A 15,012-nucleotide genomic window follows, 5' to 3' on the forward strand; every position below is an offset into this window, starting at 1 on the left:
CGAAGTAGTGCTGGTGGTAGTCCTCGGCACGCGAGTAGTTGTCGAGTGCCTTGAGCTCGGTCACCACCGGCGAGCGGTAGGTCTTGCTGGCGGCCATCTCGGCCAGCACCTCGCGCGCCACACGCTCTTGCTCGGGCGAGCTGAAGTAGATGCCCGAGCGGTATTGCGTGCCCACGTCGTTGCCCTGGCGGTTGAGCGTGGTCGGGTCGTGGATCACGAAGAAGATCTCCAGGATCTCGCGCAGGCTGATCTGCGCCGGGTCGAAGCTCACGCGCACCACTTCGTTGTGGCCGGTGTCGCCGCCACACACCTGCTCATAACTGGGCCGCAGCACGTGGCCGTTGGTATAGCCCGACTCGACTGCGGTGACACCTTGCACCCGCTCGTACACCGCTTCGGTGCACCAGAAGCAGCCGCCGCCCAAGGTGATGGTTTCAGTTGATGCGCTCATGCGTGAGACTCCATGTCAGACAGGTCGGCATTGTCTGGCAGTGCGCACGGGAGCACAGCCCGAAGGGGCTTCAGAAGGCGTGGCGGGCGGTCAGCGCGAGCAGCCACTGGCGCGGCAAGGCGGGTTCGAAAAAGCGGCTGTTGCCGTCGTTGACGATCACCGAGCCGGCGTAGCGGCGGTCGCCCAGGTTGTCGACCCGCACGAGCTGGGTGAAGCGCCAGCCCGCCACCTCTTGCGCAAAACCGGCGCGCAGGTTGAACACGGTGGCGGCGGGTGCAGCGTCGCGGTTGTCGTCGTGCACGTACAGCGCGCCGGTGTGCACCAGCTCGGCACCGGCGTTGAAGCCGCCCCACGCCTCCTTGGGCGCCCAGGCCAGCTCGGCGAAGGCGCTGCGATCGGGCGTGCCGGGCAAGCGGTTCCCGTTTTCGAAACGAGCGCGCAGCGCGGTGAGGCTGAGCGTGCTGCGCAGCGCGTCGGTGAGCTGGGCCACGTGCGACAGCTCGAGGCCACGCCGTTCGGTGCGCTCGGCGTTCTTGAAGGTGGAGCGGCCGCCGCTGTTGGTGTCGACCAGGATCTCGTCGCGGGTGTCGATGGCGAATAAGGCCGCATCCAGGCGCTGCGCCGACCCGAGCTTCCACTTGGCGCCCAGCTCCACGTGCTTGCTGGTGGAGGCGCGCAGGTCGGTGTTGAGCCCCGTGCCGCTGTTGCGGTAGGCCAGCTCGTTGAAGGTAGGGGTCTCGAAGCCGCGGCCGGCGTTCATGTAGACGTTCAACTCGGGTGCGGCACGCCAGGTCACGCCCAGCACTGGGTTGGCGCCGTGGTAGCTGAGGCTGCCGCTGTCGTCGGGGTTGCCGGCGGCGATGTAGTGGTCTTGGGTGCGAAAGCGCACGTTGATCGTGCGCAGGCCGCCGGTGAGCGTCCATTGCGGGTGCACGTCGAGGCTGGCCTGCGCAAAGGCATCGCGGTTCTCGACCGTGTTGCGTTCGTCGCGCTTGAGTGCGCCTTGCACACCCAGTGTGTTGAGATAGCCCTGCCGCTTCTCGACCATGCGGTCGTATTCGACGCCCGCCGTCACGCGCAAGGCCAGCCCGTCTTGCAGCGCCACGCGGTGCGACGCCTGCGCCGCCAGGCCGCCGTAGCTGCGCTCGAACTGCACGATGCCGCCGCTCGACCTGGCCGCCACCTGCGCCGACGGCGGGATGGACAAGGCGTTGTCGAGACTGCGCTCGCCCAGGTAGAGGCGGCCGGTGAAGGTGGTGTCGGCGCTCAAGCGGTGTTCGATCACCGTGCCGATCTGTTCCTGCCGCACGGTCTTGCGGCTGTCTTGCGAGATGGCGAGCGGCACCACCTGCTGCGGGTTGGCCTCCCATAGGGCGCGGGTGAGGCCCAGCGGGTCTTGGGTGCCGGGCTGGTCGAGCGCGTTGAGCACCACGCTCACGTGGGTGTCGCGTGTCAGGTCGCTTTGCCAACGGGCGTTGAACTGACCACGCTCGGCGGCGCTGTGCTCGCGGTAACCGTCGGTCTTGTAGCGCGAGGCGTCGAGCGTGAGCCCGTAGCCAGGCGTGCTGGTGCTGAACTTGAGGCCCAGCTTGTTCTGGCCGTAGGGGCCGGCCGAGGCCGATACCGTGGCGGTTGGCTGGGCGGCGTCGTCTTCGGTGAACACCTGCACCACGCCACCGGCGGCGTTGCCGTAGAGCTGGGCCATGGGGCCACGCAGCACCTCGATGCGGCCGACCGAGCTGAGCGCGATGCTCGAGGCCTGGCCCTGGCCATCGGGCATGGTGGCGGGAATGCCGTCGACGATGAGGCGCACGCCGCGAATGCCGAAGGTCGAGCGCGAGCCGAAGCCGCGGATCGACAGCTGCAGGTCTTGCGCGTAGTTCTGCCGGTTCAGCACCGTGATGCCGGGCACGCGGTTGAGCGCCTCCGACAGGTTGACTTGCGGGCCGCCACTTTCCAGCACCTCGCGCGTGACCACGCTGATGGCGGCGGGCGCGTCGAACGAACTTTGGCGGGAGCGCTCGGCTGTCACGATCACCGGGTCGAGCAAGGTGGCGGGTGCTTCGGTTTGGGCCCAGCTCGGCCCCGTCACGGCCAAAGCGGGCCAGGCCGCGCAGATCACTCGAAGTCGCATCGTGGGCATCTTGGGAAGGTCTCTTCAGCTTGGAGGGGCAAGGCTCCGGACTGTTTCATGCCCCCCACGGCCCGGGAACCCCGGATAAGCGCGCAATTTGTCACCGATCGTGCGCCACGACGGCGCAAACTTGGCGCGTCGAGCCAGCAAGCGTCCGGCACAATCGCGGCCCGAAACCCCAACGAACTCACGAAAGGCGCGGCATGAACGCCCTGCTGACCTTGCTCGGCATCGAATCGTGGAGACCCGTGCTTGCCGCGCTGGTGATGCCACCGCTGCCTTTCTTTCTGCTCATCCTGATCGGTGCCCGGCTGATCTTGCCGCGTCGCGGCCTGGGCTGGTTTGTCATCCTGATCAGCATCGTCGGCCTGTGGCTCAGCGCCTGCCTGGGCACCGGCCAGTGGCTGAACCAGTTCGTGCTCAAGCAACCCGCAGCACTCAGCGCCGAGGGCATCGCAGAGCTGAAAGCGGCCGTCAAGAACAAGGAGCAGATTGCCGTCGTGGTACTCGGCGGCGGGCAGGAGACCGTGGCGCCCGAATACGGCGTGGCCAATCTGGCGCCCCCCACGCTTGAGCGCTTGCGCTACGGCCTGTGGCTGAGTCGCGAGACCGGCGCGCCAGTGGCGTTCAGCGGTGGCCTCGCCTGGGGGCAGGCCGACGGCCAACCCGAGGCGCAGACGGCGTCCCGCGTGGCCTCGAACGACTTCGGCCAACAGATCAAGTGGCTGGAAGACCGCTCGCACGACACCCGAGAAAACGCCGTGCGCACGGTGCCCCTGCTCAAGCAGGCCGGCGTCACGCGCATCGTGCTCGTCACCCATGGCTGGCACATGCCACGGGCGCAAAAGGTGTTCGAACAGGCGGCGGGCGGCTCCGTCAAGATCCAGCCGGCGCCCATGGGCCTGGCACGTCGGGTCGACAGTGCCGCGCTCGACTGGCTGCCCACCGCTGCCGGCTACACCAGCGTGAGCCGCTCGTTGCGCGAGCTGCTGGCCTTGCTGCTGCGCGTGTGATCCCTGAAACGAAACCCCCTCCCGACCTTGCGGTGGGAGGGGGCGGATGGCTGACGCCACCAGTTCGGGGCTCCAGAGGAAGTAGGTCCGGGGCTCCTGTAGCGCAGGGACTGCGCCGGTGAGGTTGCCTGCATGCAGGCTTCACAAAGTTAGATGCTGGAGCAGGGCATTGCCAAGAGAGATGCGCTATGAAGTAGCGGCGTCTTGTTTGGCAGGATTCATGACGCCGTCGAACAGATGCGCTACGCGCCGCTCGACCTCCGCGTCCATGCGGATGGTGCGGCCCCACTCGCGGTGGGTTTCACCCGGCCATTTGTTGGTGGCGTCCAGCCCCATCTTGCCGCCCAGGCCGCTGACGGGCGAGGCGAAGTCGAGGTAGTCGATGGGTGTGTTCTCGACCAGGGTGGTGTCGCGCACGGGATCCATGCGGGTGGTGATGGCCCAGATCACCTCCTGCCAGTTGCGAATGTCCACGTCGTCGTCGGTCACCACGATGAACTTGGTGTACATGAACTGGCGCAAGAAGCTCCAGATGCCAAACATCAGCCGCTTGGCGTGGCCGGGGTAGCTTTTCTTGATGCTCACGATGGCCATGCGGTAGCTGCAGCCCTCGGGCGGCAGATAGAAGTCCACGATCTCCGGAAACTGCTTTTGCAGGATGGGCACGAACACTTCATTCAACGCCACGCCCAGCATCGCTGGCTCGTCGGGCGGCTTGCCGGTGTAGGTGGAGTGGTAGATCGGGTCTTTGCGACGGGTCAGGCGGGTGATCTCGAAGACCGGGAACCAGTCCTGCTCGTTGTAGTAGCCGGTGTGGTCGCCGAACGGGCCTTCCAGTGCATACAGATAGCCGCCGACTTCTTTCACCGCCACGCCGTGAGCGCTCACGCCTGTAAAACCTTTGGCGGCAGTGGGGATGTGTCCTTCCAACACCATCTCGGCGCTGGCCGGGGCCTGCAGCATCGTGCCCGCATCGCCCACGGCGGTGTCGACCACTTCCGTGCGACTGCCGCGCAGCAGGCCCGCGAACTGGTATTCCGACAAGGTATCGGGCACCGGCGTCACCGCGCCCAGGATGGTCGCCGGGTCGGCACCCAGCGCCACCACGATCGGGAAGGGCTGGCCGGGGTTGGCCAGAGCGAAGTCGCGGAAATCGAGCGCCCCGCCGCGGTGGGCCAGCCAGCGCATGATCACTTGGCGCGGGCTGATGACCTGCTGCCTGTAGATACCGAGGTTTTGCCGCTTGCGTGGGTTAGGCCCGTTTTGCGGCCCGCGGGTGATCACCAAGCCCCACGTGATCAGGGGGGCCACGTCGCCCGGCCAGCAGGTCTGGATGGGCAGCGCGCCCAGATCGACCTCGCTGCCTTCCAACACCTCCTCCTGGCAGGCCGCGCGGCGCACCGAAGTGGGCTTCATGTCCCACAAGGCCTTGGCCATTTGTAACAACTTGCCCGCATCCTTGAGCCCTTTGGGCGGCTCCGGCTCCTTCAGGCTGGCCAGCACGCGACCCACGTCGCGCAGATCATTTACCTCTGTAGCACCCATACCGAGGGCGACTCGACGTGTCGTTCCGAAAAGATTCGTCAAGGCTGAAATTTTGTAACCGGCGGGGTTCTGAAACCACAACGCCGGCCCGCCCGCGCGAAGCACTCGGTCACTGAGCGCTGTCATTTCAAGCCGCGCCGATACAGGCTCTGCGACCCGTTGGAGCTCGCCAGACCGCTCCAGGCCTGTCATAAAGTCACGCAAATCCCGGTATTTCATGCTTTTTGGTTATGAACAATGAGTTCGTAATGCTTGACTGGCATGGGTGCATCTTCCAGAATCCGCCCGGACCTGACGCAGATCAGGGATAACCCGCGCCACTCTCACCTGAGAGCCCCAGGCGCAACGCTGCCGATCCGCGGCCCTTTTCGTCGCGGATTATCACTGTCGCATTCCACTGCAAGCGCCTTCGGGCCGGCATCGGGGAGGACAGAGAAGAAAGGAGTGACATGACAGCGCTTCAGAAATTGGTCTCTCAACTGGATACCGGTCGCCAAACGGCCGCCCGCTCCAGCATGGTGTTCTTGCGTGACGTGGGCCATGGCCTGCTGGAAGTCAGCCACAACACACTGGCCCTGGTCGGGCTGCTGATGGTGTCGGTGCTGGTGTTCGTGAGCAGCCAGCGGGATTTGCGCCACACCGTGGAGCAGCGCACCCTGAGTTGGCTGCAAGACCGCCACGAAGCGCGCACTGTCGGTACGCCACAGGCCCTGGCCGATCTGGGTGAGCCCGACGCCATCGCCCGCGCCACCGCCTATGACCCCAAGGACCTGACCCGCCAGCAGGCGGCCGTGGCGATCTGGCTGTCGCGACGTTATCGCGTGGCGCCCGAGCCGGTGAGCCGTCTGGTCAAGGAAGCCTGGACGATAGGCGCCCGGGCCGGGCTGGACCCGACCCTGATCCTCGCCATCATGGCCATTGAATCGAGCTTCAACCCGTTTGCCCAGAGCCCGGTCGGTGCCCAGGGGCTGATGCAGGTGATGACGCAGATCCACGATGACAAGTACGAGCCGTTTGGTGGCAACCACGCCGCCTTCGACCCGGTGACCAACCTGCGCGTCGGGGTGCAGGTGCTCAAGGAGTGCATCGCGCGCGCCGGCAGCATCGAAGCCGGCTTGCGCTACTACGTCGGCGCCGCCAACCTGGCCGATGACGGCGGTTATGCCGGCAAGGTGCTGGCCGAGCAGCAGCATCTGCGCCAGATTGCGGCTGGCAAGGTGATCTCGGTCACGGCCCCGTCGATTGCGCCGACGACCCCGGTGACCCTCCCGGCCACGCTCACCGGTCCGGATGTCGACACCCAGCCCGTGCCGACTGGTGACAAGCCAGCCACCGAGCAGGTCGCGCTGCTGCGCTGACCCTTCGATCGGGTGTACCGCACGCAGGCCGCGGCGGTACACTTCCCCCGCTGCGCAACTGGCGATGGGGCTCCTGGAAACTTCCACGGTGCCTGAGGTGGTGAACCACTGGGGAGCGCAGCCCGACCCGCGTTTGTGACATTGAGCGGGGTCGGTTCAGCCGTTCGCCTGGGCAGCCCTGAGGCCGCATCGTGATGCGGCTCGTCGAGGGACTTCTGACACAGAGGACTGCCACATGTTCGACCGCGCCCAATCCACACTTTCCAACATCGACCCCGAGATCTGGTCCGCCATCCAGAGCGAGAACCAGCGCCAGGAAGACCACATCGAGCTGATCGCCTCGGAGAACTACACCTCTCCGGCCGTCATGGCCGCCCAGGGCAGCCAGCTCACCAACAAGTACGCCGAGGGCTACCCCGGCAAGCGTTACTACGGTGGTTGTGAATACGTCGACGTGGTCGAGCAGCTCGCCATCGACCGACTGAAGCAGCTCTTCGGTTCCCAGTTCGCCAACGTGCAGGCCAATTCCGGCTCGCAAGCCAACCAGGCGGTGTTTTTCGGTCTGCTGCAGCCCGGCGACACCATCCTTGGCATGAGCCTGGCCGAAGGCGGCCACCTCACCCACGGCATGCCGCTCAATATGAGTGGCAAGTGGTTCAAGGTCGTGAGCTACGGCCTCGACGCCCAGGAAGCCATCGACTACGACGCGATGGAGCGCCTGGCTCACGAGCACAAGCCCAAGCTGATCATCGCGGGTGCCTCGGCGTACAGCCTGCGCATCGACTTCGAGCGTTTCGCCAAGGTGGCCAAGGCCGTGGGCGCGTATTTCATGGTCGACATGGCGCACTATGCCGGCCTCATCGCCGCCGGCGTCTACCCCAACCCGGTGCCGCATGCCGACGTGGTGACCTCCACCACCCACAAGAGCCTGCGCGGCCCGCGCGGCGGCATCATCGTGATGAACGACGAAGCGATCGCCAAGAAGATCAACAGCGCCATCTTCCCCGGCATCCAGGGTGGCCCGCTAATGCACGTGATCGCCGGCAAGGCCGTGGCCTTCAAGGAAGCGCTGTCGCCCGAATTCAAGACCTATCAACAGCAGGTGGTAAAAAACGCCGCCGTGCTGGCCGACACCCTCACCGCGCGCGGCTTGCGCATCGTGAGCGGGCGCACCGAGAGCCACGTGATGCTGGTCGACCTGCGCCTCAAGAACCTCACCGGCAAGGAAGCCGAGGCCATCCTGGGCGCGGCCCACATGACCTGCAACAAGAACGGCATCCCGAACGACCCGCAAAAGCCGATGGTCACCAGCGGCATCCGCCTCGGCTCGCCGGCCTTCACCACACGCGGCTTCAAGGAAGCGCAGGCTCGTGCCACCGCCAACCTGATCGCCGATGTGCTGGACAAGCCGCACGATGAGGCCAACATCGCGGCGGTGCGCGCCAAGGTGGCCGCGCTGACGCGCGACTTCCCGGTCTACCGTTGATAGCAACACGAGGCTGGGGTCGCTGACGCGGCCCCTTCTCTTTTATGCGTTGTCCATTTTGTAGCCACGAAGACACCCAGGTCGTCGAGACACGTGAGTCCGACGAGGGTGATGTCGTGCGCCGGCGGCGCCGCTGCCAAAGTTGCGACAAACGCTTTACCACCTATGAACGCGCCGAAATTGCGCTGCCTTCGGTGGTCAAGAAAGACGGCACACGCGCTGAGTTCGACATCGGGAAAATTCGCGCCTCGATGACGCTCGCGCTGCGCAAGCGCCCAGTCAGCGTGGAGCAGATCGATGCCGCCATCGAGCGCATTCAAGACAAGCTGCTCAACAGCGGCGCCAAGGAAGTGGCGTCCACACGCCTGGGCGAGCTGGTCATGCGCGAGCTCAAACGCATCGACAAGGTGGCCTATGTGCGCTTCGCGTCGGTCTACCGCAGCTTCGAAGACGTGGACGAGTTCCGCCAGCTGATCAGAGACATCTAAGGCGATCCCCCCGCCGGGTGCCCTCACCAGAGGCCCCGTGTTTCCCCCCGCCCGGTGGAAGCGGAAACGGCAAGCACTTTTTACAGTGCAGGCACGTTCCAAATAACAGGGGGGAATCATGAAGAGAAAGAGCTTCGTCAGGGCACCGGCACAGGGCTTCACCTTGGTCGAGATGGTGGCGGTCGTCGCCGTCGCGGGCATCGTGGCCACCACCGCTGTGCCTTCGCTCGCCGGGCTGATCGACAAACAGCGCATCAGCGGTGTCGCCAGCGAATTGACCAGCGACCTGCAATATGCGCGCGCCGAGGCGGTGCATCGCAACCAGGGCGTGCGCGTCAGCTTCAGGGCCGACGCCGGCTGCTACGTGATCCACACGGGCTCGGCCGACCAGTGCGAATGTACCGCCGCGGGCACGCCCAGCTGCGAAGGTGACGCGCAGGCGATCAAGGCCGTGGCACTGGACGACGCACACCGCATCAGCCTTCACAGCAACGTCGCCTCGATCGTGTTCGACCCGGTGCACGGCACCGCGAGCCCGGCGGCCACGCTGCGCATCACCGGCCCGCAAGGCCGCAGCGTGCAGCACACGGTCAACATCATGGGGCGTGTGCGCTCCTGCTCGCCGCAGCCCAGCGTGTCGGGCTATCGCGCTTGCTGAGGAGCCGCCATGAACACACGTCAACACGGCTTCACGCTGATCGAGCTGATGGTGGCCACGGCCATCACCGGCATCCTCGCCGCCACCGCCTACCCCAGCTTCCAGGGCCCGCTCTTCAAGGCACGTCGCATCGAGGGCATCACCGCCCTGCTGCAGTTGCAGATGAACCAGGAACGCTGGTTCTCCAACCACCGCAGCTATGCAAGCGGGGCCGACATGGACATCGGCACGGCCTCCAACCCACGCCACTACGAACTCCAGGTCACCGACAGCAGCAACACAGGCTTCAGTGCCGTCGCCCTCGGCACCGGCTCACAAGCTGGCGACAGCGCCTGCCGCGTGTTGCGCCTCACGGTCGAGCGTGGCCACACGAGCTACACCTCCGGCGCCGACGAGCGCACCGACAACACCACCGCAGCCAACAAGCGCTGCTGGAACCTGTGAACGCGCGCCGCCTTCAGCGCGGGTTGTCGCTGGTCGAACTCATGGTGGGCAGCGCCATCAGCCTGATGGTCGTCGCCGTGGCCCTGCTCGCCATCACGCACCACCTGCGCGAAAGCCGCAGCTTGCTGCTCGAGACACGGTTGATGCAAGACCTGCGCACCGCCAGCGAGCTGGTCGTACACAACCTGCGCCGCGCCGGCGCGGTGGACGAAGCCGAAAACGGCGTGCGCTTCTTCCACGCGGGCGGCGATGCCGAAATGGCCTACCGTCTGCGTGCCGGGGTGATCGAGATGAAGCTGGGCGAGGGCTACTGGCAGGCGATGACCGACCCCCACACCTTGCGCGTCACCACCTTCAGCATCACCCCGCGCGTTGACGAGACCGTGCTCACCGGCTTTTGCGCCCGCCAATGCGCCGAGGGCAGCGCTGCCACCTGCCCCCCACGGCAACAGGTGCGCAGCCTGGCCATTCAGGTCGAAGGCCGTGCGACCCATGACACGGCGGCGATTCGCGGCACCCACACCACGGTGCGCCTGCGCAACGACGCGCTGCTCGGCGCCTGCCCGACATGACAGCCCCCAGCTCACAACGCGGCGCGAGCACGATCGCCCTCACGCTGTTGTTGTCGTTCGTCGCACTGCTGAGTGTGGTTTTCGCGAACCGCAGCGTGTTGCTTGATGCCAAGGCCTCCGTCAACCAGTACCGCGCTGCGCAAGCACGCGAGGCATCAGAAGCGGGGCTCGCCTGGGCGCTGGCGCAGCTCAACAACAGCACGCCGGTCGGTGACGACTGCCGGCCCAGCGGCAACGCAGGCGACTTGCCCTTCCGTGAACGCAGTGTGGCGACGATGCGAGCGAGCTGCACCGCGCGTGACGGTGAATGGTCTTGCCGCTGCAGCGGCTTGGGCCAGCCCTCTGGCGAGGCATCACTCGCCTACAGCATCCAGCTTGCCGAGACAGACACTCCCGGCGTGCTGCAGCTCGATTCGCGTGGCACATCCGGAAGCTCACGTTCGCAGATGCAAGTGCGCCTCGGCCGCCTGCCCGGGCTGGACAGCCTGCCCGCTGCAGCACTGACGGTGCGCGGCTCGGCGAGCTTTGGCGCGGGTGCCTTCGGCGTTCACCACACCGACCCGGCTTCGGGTGGTCTCACGCTGCACAGCGGCGCCGACCTGCCCAGCCTGCCTTTGCAACTGACCAGCACACCGGGCACGCCTGCGTCGGCCTCAGTTCTTGCTGCCGACCCGGCACTCGCAGCGCTGGCGCCCCAAGGCCTCTTCGCCAGCCTGTTCCGCATGCACAAAGCCAGCTGGCGCGCACAGCCCATGGTGCATGAGCTCGATTGCAGCAACGCCTGCGACACCACACTGGCCGAGGCCGCCTCACGCCACCAGCTCGTGTGGCTGCGCGGCGGCCTGCGGCTCGACACACCGGTGACCCTGGGCACACCGCAGCGGCCGGTGCTGCTGGTCGTCGACGGCCCGGTGGCGCTGCAGGCCGGCGCCGTCATCCATGGCCTGGTCTATGGCACCCATGCCAGCTGGGTCGACACCGGAGGCGCGTCCATCCACGGCGCCGTGGTGCTCGAAGACACGCTGCAGGCCAGCGGCAGCACGCAGATCCACCACCACCTCGCCGTGCTGCAGGCACTGCACCAGCACACCGGCAGCTACGCCCGCGTGCCGGGCAGCTGGCGTGACTTTTGAGACCCACACCATGACAACGCATCAACGTGGCATCACCCTGGTCGAATCGCTGGTCGGCGTGCTGCTGCTCTCGCTGGGCTTGCTCGGCGCGCTGCGCATGCAATCGTGGCTGCGGCTGAACGGTGATGTGGCCGCGCACCGCGCCGAAGCCGTTCGCCTGGCCCAGCAAGACCTCGAACAGCTGCGCGGCTTCGCCGATGCGCCGGCCTTCCTGGCCATCGCGAGCCAGCGCAGCGAGGGCACCGACAGCCTGTTCACGCTCGACCGCCATGTCGTGGCCGACACCGCGCTGAAATCCAGCCTCGTCAGCGTGAGTTGGCAAGACCGAGGCGGCGCGACACAAACCGTGCAGCTGCACTCCAGCATCAACGGCCTGGCGCCGGTGTACTCGGCCGCACTCGCGCTGCCGACACAAGACATGAGCTTGTCGCTCCGACGTCACCTGCCACCCGGTGCGAGGCGTTTGAGCGAAGGTCGCAGCGTGCTCAAGCCATCGAGCGGAAGCCGCGTCGCCTGGATCATCAACGACGCCACTGGCGAGGTCAGCGCCGAATGCAGCGTGCCCGCCACGCTCGCCGCCCGCGACATCACCGAGGCCGACCTCACGCGCTGCACCGAGCTCACGGCGCGCCTGCTGCGTGGCTACATCCGCTTCTCGTTGAGCCCCGTGCCCGATGGACTGAACGCCAACGATGCCCCACTTGCCCTCACGCTGACCCCGGCCGCTGCGCGCTGCGAAACCGAAACCGTGCGACGCACGAGCGAGCAGTACCTCGCCTATACCTGCCTGCTTCCCACAAGCGCTTCTGAACCCTTGCGCATCGTGCCCACGGGCTGGACCTTTGGCGCCACCGCCACCACCTACAAAGCCTGCCGCTACCTGCATGCCAACCCCAGCGCGCCGCACAACTACCTGGTGATCCGCGGTGATGCCGCGTGCCCCGGGCCGCAACCGCAGCACAATGGCGTTTCCGTGGCCACCGTTCAGCACCAGCCTTGAATGGGTGGCCTCTCCACAGGCCACCCGATGACGTTTTCACCTGCCGACCACACCGCCATGCGCGACGCGCTGGCGCTCGCCGCCCAGGCCGTGGGCCTGAGCGAGCCCAACCCGCGTGTTGGCTGTGTCATCACCCGCGCCGACGGCCGTTTGCTCGGCCAGGGCCATACCCAGCAAGCCGGCGGCCCGCACGCCGAGGTGATGGCCCTGCGCGACGCGTTCGAGCGAGGTCATGAGGTCCGTGGCGCGACCGCGTACGTGACGCTCGAACCCTGTTCACACCACGGCCGCACGCCACCCTGCTGCGACGCCTTGATCGCCGCCGGCCTGGCGCGTGTGGTGGCCGCGGGGCAAGACCCCAACCCGCTGGTGGCGGGTGAAGGTGCGGCCCGATTGCGCGCCGCGGGCATCGCCGTTGACATGGACCTGCTGGCCGACGAATCCCGCGAGCTCAACATCGGTTTCTTCTCGCGCATGCGGCGCAAGCGGCCCTGGGTGCGGCTCAAATCCGCGGTGTCGCTCGACGGCCGCACGGCGCTGGAGAACGGCCGCAGCCAGTGGATCACCGGTGAGGCGGCGCGCACCGACGGCCACCTGTTTCGCAAGCGCGCAGGCGCCATCCTGACCGGTGTGGGCACCGTGCTCGAAGACAACCCTCGGCTCGACGTGCGCCTGGTCGAAACGGCACACCAACCCCTGCGTGTGATCGTCGACTCGCGGCTCGACACGCCCAGCACCGCGCGCATCCTCGAGCCACCAGGCGCCGTGCTGATCTACGCCGCCGCGCCCGACAAGGTGCACCGCGAGGCGCTACGTGCCAAGGGCGCCGAGATCGCACTCGCCCCTGGCGCCCACGGCAAGGTCGACCTCGCCAGCCTGCTCACCGACCTGGCCCAACGAGGCATCAACGAGTTGCACGTGGAAGCCGGCCACAAGCTCAGCGGCTCGTTCGTGCGAGAGGGCCTGGTCGACGAGTTCCTCATCTACCAGGCGCCCAAGCTGCTGGGGGCCGGCCAAGGCCTGGCCTCGTTCGGCCCCATCGAGACGCTGGACGATGCGCTTGCGCTACGCTTCGTCAGCATTGAGCGCCTCGGCGACGACCTGCGCCTGATCGCACGCCCACCGGGCCGCGAGCACTTCTGACACCTCACCCCTCACCACCATGTTCACAGGCATCATCACCGGCCTCGGCCGCATCGTCGACGTCAAGCCGCTGGGCGCCGACGCTTCTCACGGCAAACAGCTGGTGCTGCAAGCCCCCAACGGCTACCTTGACGACGTGCAGCTTGGCGACAGCATCGCCCTCAACGGCGCCTGCATGACCGTCACCAGCCTCGACCCCGCCGCCCAGCGTTTCACCATCGACATCTCGGCCGAGAGCCTGGACAAGACCGCCGGCCTCGCCGAGCCCGGCCCGATCAACCTCGAGAAAGCCTTGCGCGCCCAAGACCGCCTGGGCGGCCACATCGTCAGCGGCCATGTCGACGGCATCGGCCACGTCGAGTTTTTTGCGCCGGTCGGCGAGTCATGGGAGCTGCGCATCCGCTCCCCCAAGGCGCTGGCCAAGTTCCTCGCGTACAAAGGCTCGATCACCGTCAACGGCGTGAGCCTCACCGTCAACCGGGTGGCCGACCTGCCGGACGCCTGCGAGTTCAGCATCAACCTGATCCCGCACACGATCGACAACACGACGCTCGGCACGCTCAAGGCCGGCAACGCGGTCAACCTCGAAATCGACCTGATCGCACGCTACGTGGAAAGAATGCTCACCCCCGGCGTCGCGGGCTGAGGGTTCACCCTGCCGGTGAGAGACCGGCCGCCTACAATCGCGGGATGCCTATTTCTCCCGTTCCTGAGCTCATTGCCGAGCTCGCCGCCGGTCGCATGGTCATCCTGGTCGATGAAGAAGACCGCGAAAACGAAGGCGACCTCGTGCTCGCCGCCGACCTCGTCACGCCCGAAGCCATCAACTTCATGGCGCGTTTCGGGCGCGGCCTGATCTGCCTGACCCTCACCCGCGAGCGTTGCGAGCGCCTGCGCCTGCCACCCATGGCCACGCGCAACGGCACGCAGCACGGCACCGCTTTCACCGTTTCGATCGAAGCCGCCACCGGCGTCTCCACCGGCATCTCGGCCGCCGACCGCGCACGCACCATCCAGGCCGCCGTGGCGCGCGATGCACAACCCAGTGACCTGGTGCAGCCCGGCCACATCTTCCCGCTGCAAGCCAAAGACGGCGGCGTGCTCATGCGCGCCGGCCACACCGAAGCCGGCTGTGACCTCGCCGGCATGGCGGGCCTGTCGCCTACCTCGGTCATCTGCGAGATCATGAAAGACGACGGCACCATGGCCCGTCTGCCCGATCTCGAAGTCTTCGCCAAGGAGCATGGCCTCAAGATCGGCACCATCGCCGACCTCATCGGCTACCGCAGCCGCAACGAAAGCCTGATCGAGCGCCTGGGACAGCGCCAGCTCAGCACCGCCCAGGGCGTGTTCGACTGCACCACCTTCCGCGACCGCACCGGCGGCGTGCACATGGCGCTGAGCCACGGCGAGGTGCACACCGGCGAAGAAGTGCTGGTGCGTGTGCACGAGCCGCTGTCGGTGATGGACCTGCTCGATGTGGGCGCCTGTGGCCACTCGTGGCCGCTGCCCAAGGCCTTGCAGGCCGTGCAGGCCGCAGGCCGAGGTGTCGCCGTGCTGCTGAACTGCGGCGACGACACCAGCGCG

At 66.8% G+C, this 15,012-nt stretch carries 15 protein-coding genes and 1 riboswitch; of the genes, 12 read left to right on the forward strand and 3 right to left on the reverse strand.

What is annotated here, in order from left to right; genetic code table 11:
* On the reverse strand, positions 1–451 hold a 451-nt coding region (gene msrA / locus RMO40_RS07970; protein WP_309718762.1), incomplete at its 3' end, for a peptide-methionine (S)-S-oxide reductase MsrA.
* 70 nt (positions 452–521) lie between these two features.
* Positions 522–2,585, reverse strand: a complete 2,064-nt coding sequence (locus RMO40_RS07975) for a TonB-dependent receptor (RefSeq protein WP_309718765.1) — start codon at positions 2,583–2,585, stop codon at positions 522–524.
* Between the two features lie 203 nt (positions 2,586–2,788).
* On the opposite strand from RMO40_RS07975, the gene RMO40_RS07980 reads away from it, so the two are divergent.
* Positions 2,789–3,598, forward strand: coding sequence for a YdcF family protein (locus tag RMO40_RS07980; protein WP_309718768.1), 810 nt, complete (start codon positions 2,789–2,791; stop codon positions 3,596–3,598).
* Positions 3,599–3,784: 186 nt separating this feature from the next.
* On the opposite strand, the gene RMO40_RS07985 is transcribed toward RMO40_RS07980, so the two are convergent.
* Positions 3,785–5,362 carry a UbiD family decarboxylase gene (locus RMO40_RS07985; RefSeq protein WP_309718770.1) on the reverse strand — a complete coding sequence of 526 codons (1,578 nt, stop codon included), beginning with the start codon at positions 5,360–5,362 and terminating at the stop codon, positions 3,785–3,787.
* 230 nt (positions 5,363–5,592) lie between these two features.
* On the opposite strand from RMO40_RS07985, the gene RMO40_RS07990 reads away from it, so the two are divergent.
* The 11 genes from RMO40_RS07990 to ribBA form a co-directional block, all read left to right on the forward strand.
* Positions 5,593–6,501, forward strand: a complete 909-nt coding sequence (locus RMO40_RS07990; protein WP_309718773.1) for a transglycosylase SLT domain-containing protein — start codon at positions 5,593–5,595, stop codon at positions 6,499–6,501.
* A 44-nt stretch (positions 6,502–6,545) separates the two neighbouring features.
* Positions 6,546–6,682, forward strand: a riboswitch (ZMP/ZTP riboswitch).
* Positions 6,683–6,736: 54 nt separating this feature from the next.
* Positions 6,737–7,987, forward strand: coding sequence for a serine hydroxymethyltransferase (gene glyA, locus RMO40_RS07995; RefSeq protein ID WP_309718776.1), 1,251 nt, complete (start codon positions 6,737–6,739; stop codon positions 7,985–7,987).
* A 44-nt stretch (positions 7,988–8,031) separates the two neighbouring features.
* Complete coding sequence (nrdR, locus tag RMO40_RS08000; RefSeq protein WP_047495006.1) at positions 8,032–8,475, forward strand: transcriptional regulator NrdR; 444 nt, start codon at positions 8,032–8,034, stop codon at positions 8,473–8,475.
* A 118-nt stretch (positions 8,476–8,593) separates the two neighbouring features.
* Complete coding sequence (locus RMO40_RS08005) at positions 8,594–9,133, forward strand: GspH/FimT family pseudopilin (RefSeq protein WP_309718780.1); 540 nt, start codon at positions 8,594–8,596, stop codon at positions 9,131–9,133.
* Positions 9,134–9,142: 9 nt separating this feature from the next.
* Complete coding sequence (locus RMO40_RS08010; RefSeq protein WP_309718784.1) at positions 9,143–9,577, forward strand: type IV pilin protein; 435 nt, start codon at positions 9,143–9,145, stop codon at positions 9,575–9,577.
* Positions 9,574–10,149, forward strand: a complete 576-nt coding sequence (locus RMO40_RS08015) for a prepilin-type N-terminal cleavage/methylation domain-containing protein (protein ID WP_309718786.1) — start codon at positions 9,574–9,576, stop codon at positions 10,147–10,149. Before RMO40_RS08010 ends, RMO40_RS08015 begins: the two co-directional genes overlap by 4 nt.
* Positions 10,146–11,282 (forward strand): hypothetical protein, encoded by a 1,137-nt coding sequence (locus tag RMO40_RS08020; protein ID WP_309718788.1) that lies wholly within the window; start codon positions 10,146–10,148, stop codon positions 11,280–11,282. Before RMO40_RS08015 ends, RMO40_RS08020 begins: the two co-directional genes overlap by 4 nt.
* A 10-nt stretch (positions 11,283–11,292) precedes the next feature.
* Positions 11,293–12,282 carry a hypothetical protein gene (locus RMO40_RS08025; protein ID WP_309718791.1) on the forward strand — a complete coding sequence of 330 codons (990 nt, stop codon included), beginning with the start codon at positions 11,293–11,295 and terminating at the stop codon, positions 12,280–12,282.
* 27 nt (positions 12,283–12,309) lie between these two features.
* Positions 12,310–13,425, forward strand: coding sequence for a bifunctional diaminohydroxyphosphoribosylaminopyrimidine deaminase/5-amino-6-(5-phosphoribosylamino)uracil reductase RibD (ribD, locus tag RMO40_RS08030; RefSeq protein WP_309718794.1), 1,116 nt, complete (start codon positions 12,310–12,312; stop codon positions 13,423–13,425).
* A gap of 19 nt (positions 13,426–13,444) precedes the next feature.
* Positions 13,445–14,071, forward strand: coding sequence for a riboflavin synthase (locus RMO40_RS08035; protein ID WP_309718797.1), 627 nt, complete (start codon positions 13,445–13,447; stop codon positions 14,069–14,071).
* A gap of 44 nt (positions 14,072–14,115) precedes the next feature.
* On the forward strand, positions 14,116–15,012 hold an 897-nt coding region (gene ribBA, locus RMO40_RS08040; RefSeq protein WP_309718800.1), incomplete at its 3' end, for a bifunctional 3,4-dihydroxy-2-butanone-4-phosphate synthase/GTP cyclohydrolase II.

It is taken from the genome of Rhizobacter sp., from assembly GCF_031412075.1.
Taxonomy (GTDB): Bacteria; Pseudomonadota; Gammaproteobacteria; order Burkholderiales; family Burkholderiaceae_C; genus Rhizobacter.